14 protein-coding genes are annotated in these 13,959 nt (G+C 59.5%); 9 read left to right on the forward strand and 5 right to left on the reverse strand.

The window, feature by feature from the left end; all coding sequences use genetic code 11:
- Positions 1-271 precede the first annotated feature (271 nt).
- The 7 genes from ACF6ZU_RS21400 to ACF6ZU_RS21430 all read left to right on the forward strand — a co-directional run bounded on the left by ACF6ZU_RS21400 (position 272) and on the right by ACF6ZU_RS21430 (position 3,126).
- Positions 272-454 (forward strand): hypothetical protein, encoded by a 183-nt coding sequence (locus ACF6ZU_RS21400; protein WP_392893861.1) that lies wholly within the window; start codon positions 272-274, stop codon positions 452-454.
- Positions 455-545: 91 nt separating this feature from the next.
- On the forward strand, positions 546-866 hold the full coding sequence (locus ACF6ZU_RS21405) for a YbjQ family protein (RefSeq protein WP_392886746.1): 321 nt from the start codon (positions 546-548) through the stop codon (positions 864-866).
- A 155-nt stretch (positions 867-1,021) separates the two neighbouring features.
- A complete protein-coding gene (locus tag ACF6ZU_RS21410) occupies positions 1,022-1,210 on the forward strand; it encodes a hypothetical protein (RefSeq protein WP_392886748.1) in 189 nt (62 codons plus the stop codon).
- A 299-nt stretch (positions 1,211-1,509) separates the two neighbouring features.
- Complete coding sequence (locus ACF6ZU_RS21415; protein WP_017337435.1) at positions 1,510-1,881, forward strand: hypothetical protein; 372 nt, start codon at positions 1,510-1,512, stop codon at positions 1,879-1,881.
- A 187-nt stretch (positions 1,882-2,068) separates the two neighbouring features.
- Positions 2,069-2,491 (forward strand): glycine zipper domain-containing protein, encoded by a 423-nt coding sequence (locus tag ACF6ZU_RS21420; protein ID WP_392886750.1) that lies wholly within the window; start codon positions 2,069-2,071, stop codon positions 2,489-2,491.
- A gap of 130 nt (positions 2,492-2,621) precedes the next feature.
- Positions 2,622-2,810, forward strand: coding sequence for a hypothetical protein (locus ACF6ZU_RS21425; protein WP_150633968.1), 189 nt, complete (start codon positions 2,622-2,624; stop codon positions 2,808-2,810).
- Positions 2,811-2,904: 94 nt separating this feature from the next.
- On the forward strand, positions 2,905-3,126 hold the full coding sequence (locus ACF6ZU_RS21430; protein WP_392886753.1) for a hypothetical protein: 222 nt from the start codon (positions 2,905-2,907) through the stop codon (positions 3,124-3,126).
- Between the two features lie 112 nt (positions 3,127-3,238).
- On the opposite strand, the gene ACF6ZU_RS21435 is transcribed toward ACF6ZU_RS21430, so the two are convergent.
- Positions 3,239-3,631: a hypothetical protein gene (locus tag ACF6ZU_RS21435; protein ID WP_392886755.1), complete on the reverse strand. Its 393-nt coding sequence runs from the start codon at positions 3,629-3,631 to the stop codon at positions 3,239-3,241.
- Positions 3,628-8,484: an RHS repeat-associated core domain-containing protein gene (locus ACF6ZU_RS21440; protein WP_392886756.1), complete on the reverse strand. Its 4,857-nt coding sequence runs from the start codon at positions 8,482-8,484 to the stop codon at positions 3,628-3,630. The genes ACF6ZU_RS21435 and ACF6ZU_RS21440 overlap by 4 nt, the downstream gene beginning before the upstream one ends.
- A gap of 261 nt (positions 8,485-8,745) precedes the next feature.
- On the opposite strand from ACF6ZU_RS21440, the gene ACF6ZU_RS21445 reads away from it, so the two are divergent.
- A complete protein-coding gene (locus tag ACF6ZU_RS21445) occupies positions 8,746-9,441 on the forward strand; it encodes an HAD-IA family hydrolase (protein ID WP_392886757.1) in 696 nt (231 codons plus the stop codon).
- A gap of 144 nt (positions 9,442-9,585) precedes the next feature.
- Here the strand turns inward: ACF6ZU_RS21445 and ACF6ZU_RS21450 are convergent, their stop codons facing one another.
- Positions 9,586-10,332, reverse strand: a complete 747-nt coding sequence (locus tag ACF6ZU_RS21450; protein ID WP_392886758.1) for a 3-oxoacyl-ACP reductase family protein — start codon at positions 10,330-10,332, stop codon at positions 9,586-9,588.
- A gap of 125 nt (positions 10,333-10,457) precedes the next feature.
- On the opposite strand from ACF6ZU_RS21450, the gene ACF6ZU_RS21455 reads away from it, so the two are divergent.
- Positions 10,458-11,381 carry a LysR substrate-binding domain-containing protein gene (locus ACF6ZU_RS21455; RefSeq protein ID WP_392886760.1) on the forward strand — a complete coding sequence of 308 codons (924 nt, stop codon included), beginning with the start codon at positions 10,458-10,460 and terminating at the stop codon, positions 11,379-11,381.
- Between the two features lie 95 nt (positions 11,382-11,476).
- On the opposite strand, the gene ACF6ZU_RS21460 is transcribed toward ACF6ZU_RS21455, so the two are convergent.
- Both ACF6ZU_RS21460 and ACF6ZU_RS21465 read right to left on the reverse strand, forming a co-directional pair.
- Entirely contained in the window at positions 11,477-12,205 is a 729-nt protein-coding gene (locus ACF6ZU_RS21460; protein ID WP_392886762.1) for an aspartate/glutamate racemase family protein, read from the reverse strand.
- A gap of 57 nt (positions 12,206-12,262) precedes the next feature.
- On the reverse strand, positions 12,263-13,798 hold the full coding sequence (locus ACF6ZU_RS21465; protein WP_392886763.1) for an NCS1 family nucleobase:cation symporter-1: 1,536 nt from the start codon (positions 13,796-13,798) through the stop codon (positions 12,263-12,265).
- Positions 13,799-13,959 lie beyond the last annotated feature (161 nt).

The raw sequence follows: 13,959 nt of genomic DNA on the forward strand, positions 1-13,959 counted from the left end.
CTGGTTTTTTCGAGATTGCCGGTGACTGCACCAAAGCGTCTCGCTGAAGGCGCTTCTGAAAATGATGTAGGACTCGTGACAGACGTGTGGGAAGTGGTGCAGGAAACCCAGATAGGGCGGGGCTTTCCTGAACACCAGCGTTCAAAAAAGCCATTCCGGAGGAGGGTGTTCACGCTGGGCCTTCCAGGTCCAAAATGAATCAGCGGTAAGTGGCAGTCACGCACCCCTCATAATCCCGGAATGGACGCAGGTACTTATGCAGGCATTCACCATGAAGCAGGCCGAACTGGAAAAGGTTCATGTCGAGATCGTCAAGCTGATCGCTGAACAGCGCAAGTTGAACGCTGAGGCGGGCAAGATGACGTGTGAGATTTTCTGGTATCCGGTGACCATTGCGATCGGATTGATCGGCACGGTGGCCACTGTCACGACGGTATTGATCAAGTTGTTTTAAAGTTGTTTGTTCCTCTTCAGTTTTAGCTCCCTTCCGTTGCCAACGATCCCATTACGCTGCTGGCGTGTGACGCCATGAACAAGGAAATTCAATGATCACCACCACGACTCATTCCATCGAAGGTCGCCAAATCACCGCTTACCTGGACATTGTCAGTGCCGAGTCGGTACAGGGCGTGAACGTCATTCGCGACATGTTTGCCGGGATGCGCGACTTTTTCGGTGGGCGCTCCCAGACATTGGAGCGGGCATTGAAGGAGGCGCGGATTCAGGCGACGGACGAGATCAAGGAGCGGGCACGGGCGCTTCAGGCTGATGCAGTGGTGGGGCTCGATTATGAGATCAGCATGCCGGCCGGGAAGGGCGGGATGGTGGTGGTGTTTGTCACTGGGACTGCCGTTAAATTGCGGTGAGACGGGTGGAGAAGGTGTGAGCCATTCGTCGGGCATTGGCTGATCTGAATTACAAGTCCAGTAATGACCGGCTAGTCTCAAAAGCTTGGCGATCGATATGTTTCGGGCAAATAGGGCTTGCCGGTGTCGATCCCGCATTTGAGAGGGGTGAAAAGATGGCTGATCCGTATATCGAAGACGACGGTTCTGAATTTCCGATCAACAATTGCGTGCGGTGCGGCCAGGCCGAGTATGTAGTGGGGTTCGGTGACGATCAGGCCAAGCTTGGCAAGATGAAAACCATGGTGCGCCAAGGGCCGAAGGCGAAATTTATGCCCAAGGTCGCGGCACCGGTCAGGAAGTAATCACTCACTCACGGACCCCGTTATCAAGCGGGGTTTTTTATGGCTGGCAGGTTTTTGGGTGAGGTGTTTTTTTCACAAAGTTTTCACAACGTCTTGCGTAGGCTCAACTCATCCGTTAGAAAGCAACACCTGGCCCGTCTCCCCAGCGGGCTTTTTTTTGCCTGTCATAAAACCTTTTCCATAAACGCTGTCCAACCGTCGCCACTGGTGAGGTTGGCTCCGTACGTCTGGACTTTCTCGCCGCTAAAGCATTCAATCTCGGCCCTTTTTGATTTCCCCCTATTTTTGAGGTTCTTGTCATGCGTTTAACACTGCCCGCCCTGGTTCTGGGGCTTCTGGTTGCTCAAGGTGCAATGGCTGCTGGCGACGGCACGGCCGCGCTGGGCGGCGGTCTGGGTGGCGCGCTGGGTAATGTGGTCGGCCAAAGCATGGGCGGCAGCACGGGCGCTGCGATTGGTGCCGGTGTCGCGGGCGCAGCCGGCAGTGCTGTAGCTGCGCGTAAAGGCAGCCGCACCAAAGCCGCGATCGGCGGTGGCGTGGGTGCCGCCGGTGGTTCGGTGATCGGCAACAGCCTGGGCGGCAAGACCGGTTCCACCATCGGCGCTGGTTTGGGCGGTGCGTTGGGTGGCGGTGTAGGCAGCAACCTGGCGAAGGGTCACAAGCGTCACTGATTCTGAGTGACCATTCAAAAAGCCCGGCTTGATGCCGGGCTTTTTGTATCTGTCTGTTTCGCTTTCGCAGGTTTTGGGTTTTGTGCGGTCCAACGCTCAACGCTGGCCGGATTCAGTGGGGACAGGTGCTAGACTCCGCCGATCCGCAGCGCATTCTTTCCCCGATGCGGAATTAGAGGTTCATCTCATGCGTTTGACATTGTCCACGTTGGTTCTGGGACTCTTGGTTGCTCAAGGTGCGATGGCGGCCGGTGATGGCACCGCTGCGGTTGGCGGCGGTATTGGCGGCGCGTTGGGTAACGTGGTCGGCCAGCAAATGGGCGGCAGCACCGGTGCCGCGATTGGCGCAGGTGTGGGCGGCGCGGCAGGCAGCGCGGTGGCGGCACCCAAAGGTAGCCGCACAGCAGCGGCAGTCGGCGGTGGCTTGGGTTCGGCGGGTGGCTCGGTGATTGGCAACAGCCTCGGTGGTTCGACTGGCTCGACTATCGGCGCGGGTCTGGGCGGTGCGGCAGGTGGTGCGGTGGGTAATAACCTGGGCACCGACAGCGGCAGTTCCCATTCCGGTAACGGGCACAAACACAAGCATAAACACAAGAACAAGCATCACTGAGTCGATAGCGAACTACAGTAAAACCCGGCCTGGTGCCGGGTTTTTTGTATCTGCGAGAAAGCCGTTCTGAACGTTTGCCCCAGGTCTGTCTCGAAACCTCATACACACTTGAATAATCCAGAGGTCTGCCATGACACCCGAAACCGAAGGCAAGGAAGAGAAAGGCCCGAGCGGGCTGCCGTTTATCAATGATCCTGGCAACGAAGATCCGGGGTCGCTGATGGATGATGCGACAGTGCCGCTTAACGATGCCGATGATGCGGGAGATGTCGGGTTGACCGAGTTTGAAGACGAGGATGAGGACGAAGACGAGCAGTGATGGGCTCGACCGATCGTCCTTTCGGCTGAACGGATTTCGTTGTGGTGCCATCGAAATTTCAGGGGGTCTTTCAAGGCCCCGTGAGAGGTGCTTTATGAACGTTGACCCGAAAGATATCGACGTCGATGACACTCCAGAGTATCCGTTGCCTTCGCCTACCGATTCGCTGAGCCGTGACCAGCGTCCGCCGGATGATGATGAGACGGGTGTGGAGCAGGTGTTTGAGGAAAACGAGAGGCGTATTTCTACGGATGTAGAAGCAAGTCCTGATGATCCCGATGTTGAGGGGGAGGATTGTTCTGATGAGCCCAGTTGATCAGCATGTGCGGGGTATAAACCCATCAATTCGCTGCTGTTCCTAAACCCCTGCACCCCATGCTAGTGCGCGAGCCGGTTCTTTATAGAATCGGCAGTCGCGCGCCGAGAGCTTACCCACCAAAAGACTCTCTCCAGCGTTTGTAAAAATCACGCTGTTGTCCAATGTCATTTGTAATGTCGGCTACTTCATAATCAAAAATGTTAACCACGTCATCAGACCCCGCTGGTTTACCCAGCTGGAGCTCGTACGCTACTACTCCCGCAGACATTTGCGAGGACATGCTGGATGGGTGCACGTTGAGTTTGGCACCTTTGCATAAAAACTTTGTTTCCGGATAGTCAGCTCGCAACATCCCAAAGCAAACATATAGATCGGAACCCGAGTATGTTTTTCTTTCGCCGTTTTCCAAAATTAAGGTTAACGATCGAACTCGTCGGTCGCACTCGATCATCACCTTATTAATGGCACCCTGAGTATCCGTGGTTATTTCGATTGTTTTCATGGCAGCTTTCTATGCGGATTGGGAATTGAGTAACCTTTGTAGGTCCCGTCGGCGTGCACGGGGGTAACGCCGAGGATATATTTGCTATCGACTCCACCAGGCATGGCAATTTCTGCCTCGCCTTTATGAGGTGAGCGTGAACCCAGTTTTTTGTTCACATCTATCCCTTTAATATTTTTGATCACGTACACAAACCCGTCTTCAAATCCGTAACCAGTGGCGAATTTTATAGCCTCATTTTCAGAGGTAGTGGTGCTGACAAAAAAACTGGGAGGGCTTCGGTTGTCGCGTGCGTGTAAGTAAAGATCAATGCTATCTCCCAAAGGCTCAAACCCAGTCTCAAAAATCTCCAAGGATTCCCTCGAGTCTCCTCGGTACAAATAACGTTTGTTTGTTTTTGGGCGTGGGATGCCAGGCTCTCCTCCATCGCCTTTCACCTTTGCTGCGGGATCCTCACCTCCCGGCACAACCTCACACTTCCCAACCCCCGGACACTCACTCAACCCCAACGGATCAACCCGCCCCGTCGGGCTTCCCGTGTACCGGTACTGATTCAACCCTCCCGCCAACTTGCTCGGATCCGGCGTCAGATACCGGCCGACATCCGGCTGGTAATACCGATGCCGGTTGTAGTGCAGCCCGGTTTCCGGGTCGAAGTACTGGCCCTGGAAACGCAGTGGCTGGTCGAGGATCTGGTGGGTGTCGCGGTTGAGGCGGGTGAGGCGGCCGTAGGCGGTGTATTGGGCGGCCCAGACGATTTCGCCGCTGTAGTCGGTGAGTTCCTGGGGGGTGCCGAGGTGGTCGAGTTGGTAGTAGAACGGGCAGGCCTTGCGTGGGCCTTTGCCGTCGAGCATGGCCAAGGGGCGGAAGCTGCCCGGTTCGTAAACGTAGCTGCGGTAATGCTCGTGGCTGCTTTCGGCGACGAGGTTGTCGCCCTGCCAGAAGAATTCGGTGGTTTTGCCATCGACCTGTTTGCTGATGCGCCGACCAAACGCGTCGTAGCGGTAGGTCGCGTGGCTGCCATTGGGCAGGGTGGCGCCGATCAGTCGATGCTGGCAGTCGTAGCGGTACTCGGTGACGAGTTTTTGCCCGGTGCCACGTCGCTCGCGGATGAGGTTGCCGAAAGCGTCGTACTCGTAATGGCGGTCGCCTTGCATCAGCAGGCGATTGCCCAGCACCTTCGCCACGCCAGGGCGGTCCTGCATGAGCAGGTTTCCGGCGGGATCGTGGGCGAAGCTTTCCGGTTGGTGATCGCGGGAGTGGCGGACGTGGATCAGCCGGTCGAGCGCATCATAGTGGTAGCTGCGTTGGCCGTGACGGGAGTCGGCGACGGTATCGAGGTTTCCGTTGGCGCTGTAGGAATAGTCGCGGCGAAAAAGCGGCTGTTGCCGTTGGCTGATGGCGTGGGCTTTCAGACGGCCTTGGTCGTCGTACTGATACTCGCTGAGCAACAATCCCTGGCGACGGGTGTGTTCGCGATCAGCAACAAAGGTGTGTGACGTCAGGCGTGCGCCATTGAGGTCAATGGCTGTCAGTGCACCGCCCTTGGCATGGTAATAATCAAGTTTGCTGCCATCCGGCAGGCGCATCCGGTTTAGCTGGCCGCAGGCATCGTAGCCATAACGCAACGTGCCCCAACCCTGATGTTCGGTGACAAGCCGGTCCTGACTGTCGTACTCGAATTCCAGCGGATGATCGTGACCGTCATCAATGCTGACAAGCCGTCCCAGGCTGTCATAGCGGTACTCGACCTTGACGCCATCCGGCAGCGTCTTGACCAGCAGCCGTCCGGTCGAATCCCGTTGATAAGCGGTGACCAACAAAGAGCTGTCATCACCGAACTCGGTTTTCTCCAGCAGATGACCGTTGAGGTCGTAGGCATACGCAGTGCGGCAGCCGTCGAATCCGCTTTCCTGTCGGACCAATCCATTGGGCGTGTAGTCCAGCTGATATTTCTCGCCGGATTCGTTTTCTATTTCGGTCAGTAACAGCCGCGCGTTGTCGTAGTGATAACGCAGCTGGGTGCCATCGGGATTGATCCTTCGGCTCAGCAGGTGCAGGTCGTCGAGGTATTCGTAGCGAGTGATGCGCCCCAATTCATCGCGTTCAGCGGTGACCTTGCCGTAGGCGTTGTAGCTGAAGGCGCGGCTGGTGCCCGTGGGAAATGTCGTCTGGATCAGTCGTCCAACGGCATCCCGCTGGTACTGGGTGACGGCACCGTGTTCATCCTGACGGGATATCTGCCGTCCCAGCACATCGTAGGAAAAACGCCGCTGACTGCCGTCCGGCAAGGTTTCTTCGACTAGCTGCCCCAAGGCATTGCGGACGAAAACATGGCGGCTGTTGTCCGGATAACGGATAGAAAGCAGCCGACCTTTGTCGTCGTAATAATGGTGGGTGACATGACCATCAGGATCGGTCGCCTCGGTGACGTCGCCCTGGGCATTGCGCTGATACTTCCACACCGCGTTGCCGCGATACCGCGCATGGAGGAAACCGTGGCGGTATTCGTAGGACTCCGGCTCGCCTTCAGGAGGAATCAGGGCGACCAGGCGCCCGATGTCGTCATAGTGGTATTGGGTAATCGCCCCCAGCGGGTTCTTCTCGGCAACCCGCCGGCCTTTGTCGTCATAGGCATTAAGGTGTTCCGCGCCGTCGGGCTCAATCCGACGCACCAGCCGCGCCTGATGATCGTGCTGGTAAAACGCCTCGCTGCCGTCGACGTTTTTAACCTGAACGCCACCGTTGTCATCCCAGACATACCCTGTGTCCATCTGCGCGAACGACGCCCAATGTCGGACGCATCGCGCAGCCTTGCCGGACCTTTGCCACTCCCAGAAGAAACTCGCGCCACCGGCCAGTTGCCGCTGCAAAATGACGTGCTGGTCGTCGTAGTCGTAGCGCTCGCTTTCGCCGAGGGCATTGGTCGCTTCGATCAACCGATGACAGGCATCGTAGCGATAGGCAACCAGCGTCTGCTCGGTATGCCAGGCGTCTTCCAGGGTGTCGGCGGGGTGAAAACTCTGGTACTCGACGGCGGCGAGGTGTCGGCGGTCATAGCGTAAACGCAGGGAACGCCCGACGCCGTTGTCTAGGCGGATGATTCTGTCGGACGTGTCCCGTTGCACCGTCAGACGATTGCCATAGGCATCGCTGATGGCCGTCAGTCGTCCCGTGCGGAAGTGGCAGAAGCGCGAGGCTTCACCTGCCAACGCGAGAATCAGCTCCTCGGGTTCTTCCCCCAGATAAATTGCCGCCCGCGAAAGGCTGTTGTGGATAACCGGACGCTCGACAGAGGGCAGCGGGAAAACAGTGCGCCGGTTTTCGTGGTCGATCCAGATGACGGACTCCCCGTCGATTTCCAGTCGATGCGCGAGGCTGTGACTCCAGCCATGACCGAGCCCGCCATCAATCTCGACAGCACTGGTGCGATACACCCGGGTGAACTCGAATGGCAGCAGCCCATCCAGCGAACCATCGGTCAGCGTCAGCAGTTCTTCACCGGTGACCATGGAAACCGGGCAGCCGTTGGTGAGGGTGTTGTCCGCTGAATCGACACTGTCGCCATTCGGGTTTTGCGCCGGGGCAGGGGCATCGTCGCGATGTTCCTGTCGGCTCAGGCGGGTTCGTGCTTCGGTCTTGTTGCGGGCAATGGCGAGTGGATTGTTGACTTGTATGACCGCCGAACCGGCGGCGTTGATGTGCAACGGCACCGCCGGTGCAGGCCGGAGGGGCGCGCTCCGGGCGTTGACCATCAAAGGCTTGAGCGCATCGGCGTGACGGCCAAGGTCGGCGCCCGACGTGAGTCCGGCCAGTCGGATACTCGCCGCCGACAGCCATTGCCGGGCGCGCTCGGACTTGATCCTGCCCAGGACTTTGGCGCTCATGCCGACGTTCAAGCCGGCAGGACCCGTGAGGCGCATCAGCAGGAAACCGATCAGAACCTCTGTACGAATTTCCGCCACGACCTCGGCGATATACTGCGGAGGCAACAGGCGCAGCCAACTGGTAAACGCCGCGAGATGAATGAACAGCAGCGGCTCATCGCTCGCCACCAGCAATATGTTGGCAATGGCTTCGGTCGAAGCGTTCAGCAACGTCTCGAGCTCAAGCCCGGTCAGGTACTCAAGGAGCTTTTCGCTGTTGGCCTGCAGGTCCGCCATCAGGGCAAAGACCTGCTTCACGTCATCCCATAAACCGTGCAGCGACTGTTCGAAACCGCGCCAGTCGGCCCGTTGCAGCAAGCCGTAGCGCTCGCTGAACGTCGCCTCGGAAAACTCCGCCCACAGCGGTTGGAGCTCGGTCGACCACTCGTTGCGCAGCCAGCCCTCAAGTTCATCAATCACGCTTTGATAAGAGGCACGCAGCGCTTTGACGTGATCGGTGGAAACGTTGGGGAAGAACGTCACGCGGTAACGGTGGCCGCGCCAGCATTCGGGGATTTCGAGAATGCCGCTGGGGCCGATGACCTTGTGAATCGGCTCGCCGAAGGCGGTTACGCCGTTGCTCTCCGTCAACACGGGTTCGAGCATCACCGGCGTATTGCCGATCGGCACGAAGCGCGCAGCTTCGAACAAGTGCACAAGGGTGAGGGGACCGCTGGCCGGGCACGTGGCGAGTGTCGAGCTGACGTGAGAGATAGAGTCTTTCGGTGCGCTAAGGCGGACCTCCTTGCCGACTTCGGAGACTTGCTCGACATTCAGCGCCCAAGCGATCCAGGAGGACTTCACGTTGAGGCAGAGACGGAAATCGCTGAACACCTCCTCGGCGTCCGGTTTCCCGGGAGGCATGGCTGCGACCACGAGCAGGCCGATGGCGTTGTTCAAGGCCAGGACCTTGTCAGGGTTGAACATTCGCAGTCCCTCGCACGGATCGATTTGGAGCGCGAAACTTTGCGGGGGATCAACGGGGAAAGAAGTCGGGAAAGGAGGAGTTTGGTGTAGGGCGAATCGCTAAATCCTGACCGGCGCCTGCGGTCCGGCTTTTGCCGCCGTCGGGAGATTGCCCGTTGCTCAATGCTGGCCGTGCTCGCTATGCTGCTGAACCCTTTAATCAAATTCGCGGTTCAGGCACACCTGAGTCGAGCGGATGTCATTAAAAACGGATCAGATGCGATGAATGCACCGCTGAAAGAGTTCGGCCCGATCAAAGCCGTGATTTTCGATATGGACGGCTTGCTGCTGGACACCGAGGGCATTTACACCGAAGTCACGTCCATCATTGCCGGGCGTTATGGCCGGACTTTCGACTGGAGCCTCAAACAGCACATCATCGGCCGGGGCGCGGGCGATCTGGCGCGTTATGTGGTCGAGGCGCTGGAATTGCCGATCACCGCCGAAGAGTTTCTGGTGATCCGCGAGCCACTGATGCGCGAGCGTTTTCCCACCGCACTGGCAATGCCAGGTGCCGAAGAGCTGGTTCGGCATTTGAAGGCCAACAACATTCCGATTGCGGTGGGCACCAGTTCTTCGCGGCAGTCGTTCGGCCAGAAAACCACCTTGCACCGCGACTGGTTTGCGCTGTTCGACTTCATCGTGACGGCGGACGACCCGGAGGTCGGCGCAGCCAAACCGGCACCGGACATCTTCCTGACGGCCGCGCGGCGCCTGGGCGTTGCGCCTGAGGATTGCCTGGTGTTCGAAGATTCGCCGTTCGGCGTCACGGCGGCGAAAGCGGCGGGGATGACGGCGATTGCGATCCCGGATGCGGCGATGGCCGATGAAAAGTACGCACACGCCGATGGCATTCTTCGTACGCTGAAAGCGTTTACGCCGAGTGCGTGCGGTTTGCCGGCGCTCGATTGGGCTTAACGCGATAGGTGCAATGACACAAACCAATGTAGGAGCGAGCCTGCTCGCGATGGCGGTGGATCAAGCGACATTTGTGTCGTCTGAAAAACCGCTATCGCGAGCAGGCTCGCTCCCACATTTTGTTTTGCGTTTGATCTGCCGGGATCAGGCGCCGAAACCGCCGTCGATGGTCAGGCTGGCACCGGTGATGTAACCCGCTTCCGGGCCTGCAAGGTAGGCCACGAAGCTGGCGATCTCTTCCGCTTTACCGTAGCGACCCACGGCCATCAACGGGATCAGGCTTTCGGCGAAGTCACCGCTGGCCGGGTTCATGTCGGTGTCGACCGGGCCCGGTTGCACGTTGTTGATGGTGATCCCGCGTGGGCCGAGGTCACGGGCCAGGCCTTTGGTCAGGCCGACCAGCGCCGCTTTGCTCATGGCGTACGGGCCGCCACCGGCGAAGGGCATACGGTCAGCGTTGGTGCTGCCGATGTTGATGACGCGACCGCCTTCGGTCATGTGTTGGGCGGCGGCCTGGGTGGCGATGAACACGCTACGCACGTTGATGGCCAGGGTCTGGTCGAAGTCTTCGAGTTTGAAATCTTCCAGCGGGGCAACGGCCAGCACGCCGGCATTGTTGACCAGGATGTCGAGGCGACCGAAGGCTTTGACGGTGGCGCTCACGGCATTGCGAATCGCCTCGGCGTCGGCGCTGTCGGCCTTGATCGCCAGGGCCTTGCCGCCGTTACCGGTGATGCTGTTCTGCAATTCTTCCGCCTTGGCGGTGGAGCTGACGTAGGTGAAGGCAACAGTTGCGCCTTCAGCGGCAAGGCGTTTGACGATGGCCGCGCCGATGCCGCGAGAACCGCCTTGAATCAAAGCCACTTTGCCGCTGAGGTTCTGAGTAGTCATGTCGATCTCCAAAGTCCCGAAACGAAATGTCCCGGTTGATGGAGCCTAGTATCGATTCCGGATTACACCCTGAGTAGCCGGTCATTGCGATAGTCTGTGTAAACCAAAAGTTTATAGTGGCGCCTATGGAAACCTTCAGCAGTATCGAATGCTTTGTCCGCAGTGCAGAGGTCGGCAGCTTTGCCGAAGCGGCGCGCCGCCTGAGCCTGACCCCGGCAGCGGTGGGCAAGAGCGTGGCAAAGCTTGAAGCGCGACTCGGTGTGCGGCTGTTCCAGCGCAGCACCCGCAGCCTGACGTTGACCGAAGCCGGGCAGCTGTTTCTCGGTGAAGTGAGTTCCAGCCTGCACACGATCCAGAATGCCGTGGCCAACCTCGCGAGTGCCGAAGGGCGTCCGGCGGGAACGCTCAAGGTCAGCATGGGCACGGTCTTCGGGCGTCTGTACATCGTGCCGTTGCTCGGGGAGTTTCTGAGGCGTTATCCGGCTATCAACCCCGACTGGCATTTCGATAACCGACAGGTCGATCTGATTGCCCAGGGTTTTGATGCCGCGATCGGTGGCGGGTTTGAGCTGCCGCAGGGTGTGGTTGCGCGCAAACTGACGCCGGCGCATCGCGTGTTGGTGGCTTCGGCGGACTACCTCGCGGAGCGTGAAGCCATCGTCGAGCCCGATGATCTCAAGCGGCACGACGGCATCCTGATTCGCTCGCCGCAGACCGGGCGGGTGCGTTCCTGGCAGTTGACCAGCCGAACCCGGCAACACAGCCCGCTGACGCTGAAGGCGCGGATGACCATGAGCGATTCGGAAGCGGCCTGTGCGACGGCGGTTCAGGGCTTGGGCATCGCGCTGGTGAGCATGCCGTTTGCCTCGGGATACCTGGAGGCCGGGACGTTGCAGCGGGTGTTGCCGGACTGGTACGTCGACGATGGCAACATTTCCATCTATTACGCGGAGCACAAGTTGCTGCCGGGCAAGACCCGGGCGTTTGTGGATTTCATCATCGAGCAGTTTGCGGAGCGCGGGTTGAGCGCTCGGTTCAGTGCGGTTTGAGCCAGGGCTAGTACCGCGTTGCCCCTTTCGCGAGCAGGCTCGCTCCCACAAGGAATCACCGATACCTGTGGGAGCGAGCCTGCTCGCGAAGCGGTCTACCGCCCAAACCGCCCCGGCCAGCCAATGATGTTCTTCGGCCGAGGCGTCGCATAAGTGCGCACCTTCGAGGTCGACAACCCCAATCGTACCAGCGACTCGGCAATCGTCACCGCCGCCGTCACGCCATCCACCACCGGCACGCCGGTGCGTTGGCGAATCTGCTCATCCAGCCCGGCCATCCCGCCGCAACCGAGGCAAATCACCTCGGCCTTGTCCTCGCTGACCGCCAGTTCCGCCTGACGAACAATCGCTTCCAGCGCTCGCTGCGGATCGGATTCCAGCTCCAGCACCGCCAGTCCGCTGGCCCGCACCGAAGCGCAGCGGTCCCACAGTCCGGAGAGTTTCAGGCGGTCCTCGATCAGCGGTACGGTGCGATCCAGGGTTGTGACCACCGAGTACGCATGACCGAGGAACATCGCCGTGCTGGCGGCCGCATCGGTGATGTCCACCACCGGCACGTTGAGCAACTCCTGCAACCCTTCGCGACCGTGCTCGCCGTAACCGGCCTGGATCACCGCATCGAACGGCTGGTCGTAGGACATCACCCGGTCCATCACGGCGATGGCGGCCAGGTAACTTTCGAAATTGCCTTCGATGGAGTCGGCGCCGAAATGGGGTGTCAGGCCGATGATTTCAGTGCCGGGCGCGGCCACGGCTTGCGCCGAACGGGCGATGGCCTGGGTGATGGATTCGGTGGTGTTGACGTTGACCACGAGAATGCGCATGGAAAGTCCTTATAGCAGGGTGATTCTGCGGCCCGGCAATCCCGGGCCGTCATGGGGTTAATGGCTGACGTTGTCGACTGCGATGGCTTCACCGCTGACATCCGCGTAGTGGGGCTGCCGTTTGGCGATGATCAGGTACAGCATCCCGGCGATCCCGGCACCGATCAGCCAGGAAAACGGCGAGACCAGGTGGAAACCCGGCACCAGCGCCAGGACGATGGCGATCAGCGCCGCAGGAATGAACGCCGCCACGGCGCGCAAGTTGACGCCGCGGCTGTAGTAATAAGCGCCGGCGGGGTCTTCGCTGTACAACTGCGGCACGTTGATCTGACCTTTTCGCACAAGCCAGTAGTCGACCATGATCACCCCGTACAACGGGCCAAGCAGGGCGCCGAGGCCGGACAGGAAGTACACGATCACCAGCGGGCTGTTGTAGAGGTTCCACGGCAGGATCAGCACGGCAATGGTTGCACTGATCAGCCCGGCGCGGCGGAAGGTCAGGTATTTCGGGGCCAGGTTGCTGAGCACGAAGGCCGGGGCGACGAAGTTGGCCATGATGTTCACCGCCACGGTCACGATCAGGAACGCCAGGCAACCGAGCACCAGGAAGAAGGTGTTGGGAATCGAGGCGATGATTTCCGTCGGGCTTTCGATGATCCGGCCGTTGATCTGAAATTGCGCGCCACAGAGCAGGACGGTGATGGCGGCGAACACCAGAATATTCACCGGCAGGCCCCAGAAATTTCCCACCTTGATGGTTTTGCGGCACGGCGATGAACGGGCGAAGTCGCAGAAGTTGAGAATCAGCGTGCCGTAGATCGCCAGCCACAACGCACCGCCGGCGAAGATGTTGCGCCACATCTCGCCGCCGGTCAGCGGTTCGCGGATCGACCAGGCGATGGTCGCGTTGGCCTGGGTGTACATCCACGCCGCGAGGGCGGCGACGGTCAGCAGGATCACCGGCCCAGCAAACGCTTCATAGCGCCGCACCATCTCCATGCCGTAGGCAAGGATGGCCAGTTGCACCAGCCAGATCGCCACGAAGCACACCCAACCGAGGCTCGACAAGCCGAGGATCGAGTTGTGGTCGTAGTCGGCGAATCCGGGGTGAACCGCCGTCAGCAACACGCGAAAGACCACGGAGGCCAGGTACGTCTGAATGCCGAACCAGGCGATGGCGATAACGGCGCGGATCAATGCAGGAATCTGCGCGCCGTGGATACCGAAACTGATCCGGCTGATCACCGGAAACGGCACACCGGTTTTCTGGCCCATGTAGCCGGACAGGTTCATGAAGCAATACACCAGCGCCGCACCGATCCCGAGGGACAGCAGAATCTGCCAGCCGCCCAGGCCCAGTGCGTAGAGGCCGATGGCGAAGGAGTAGTTGGCGATGTTGTGAACGTCGTTGGTCCACAGGGCGAAGATGCTGTAGCGGCCCCAGCGTCGGCCCTCGGCTTTGGTCGGCGCGAGGTCCTTGTTGTGCAGGCGCGGGCTGAGCACCACGGGTTCTTGAAAGGTTTGATCGTGAGCAGTGGGTGAAGAGGAGGGCAGATCCAGCGCGATATTGTTATTGGAGAGGCTAGTACGCATTCCGGCAGGCTCCTGAAGCTTGGCGTCGCGATGACTGTGCATGAGCGGGGGCTCGACAAATCTTCGTCGCGGGCAATAAGCATCATTGGTTACGGGGCATCTGCAGCCTGTACGGGATAGGGCGCTTCAGGCTTGCGGATCTAAAGTGTGTGTATGTTTTG

Origin of the sequence: Pseudomonas migulae, assembly GCF_043225285.1 — a bacterium.
Lineage (GTDB): Bacteria > Pseudomonadota > Gammaproteobacteria > Pseudomonadales > Pseudomonadaceae > Aquipseudomonas > Aquipseudomonas migulae_C.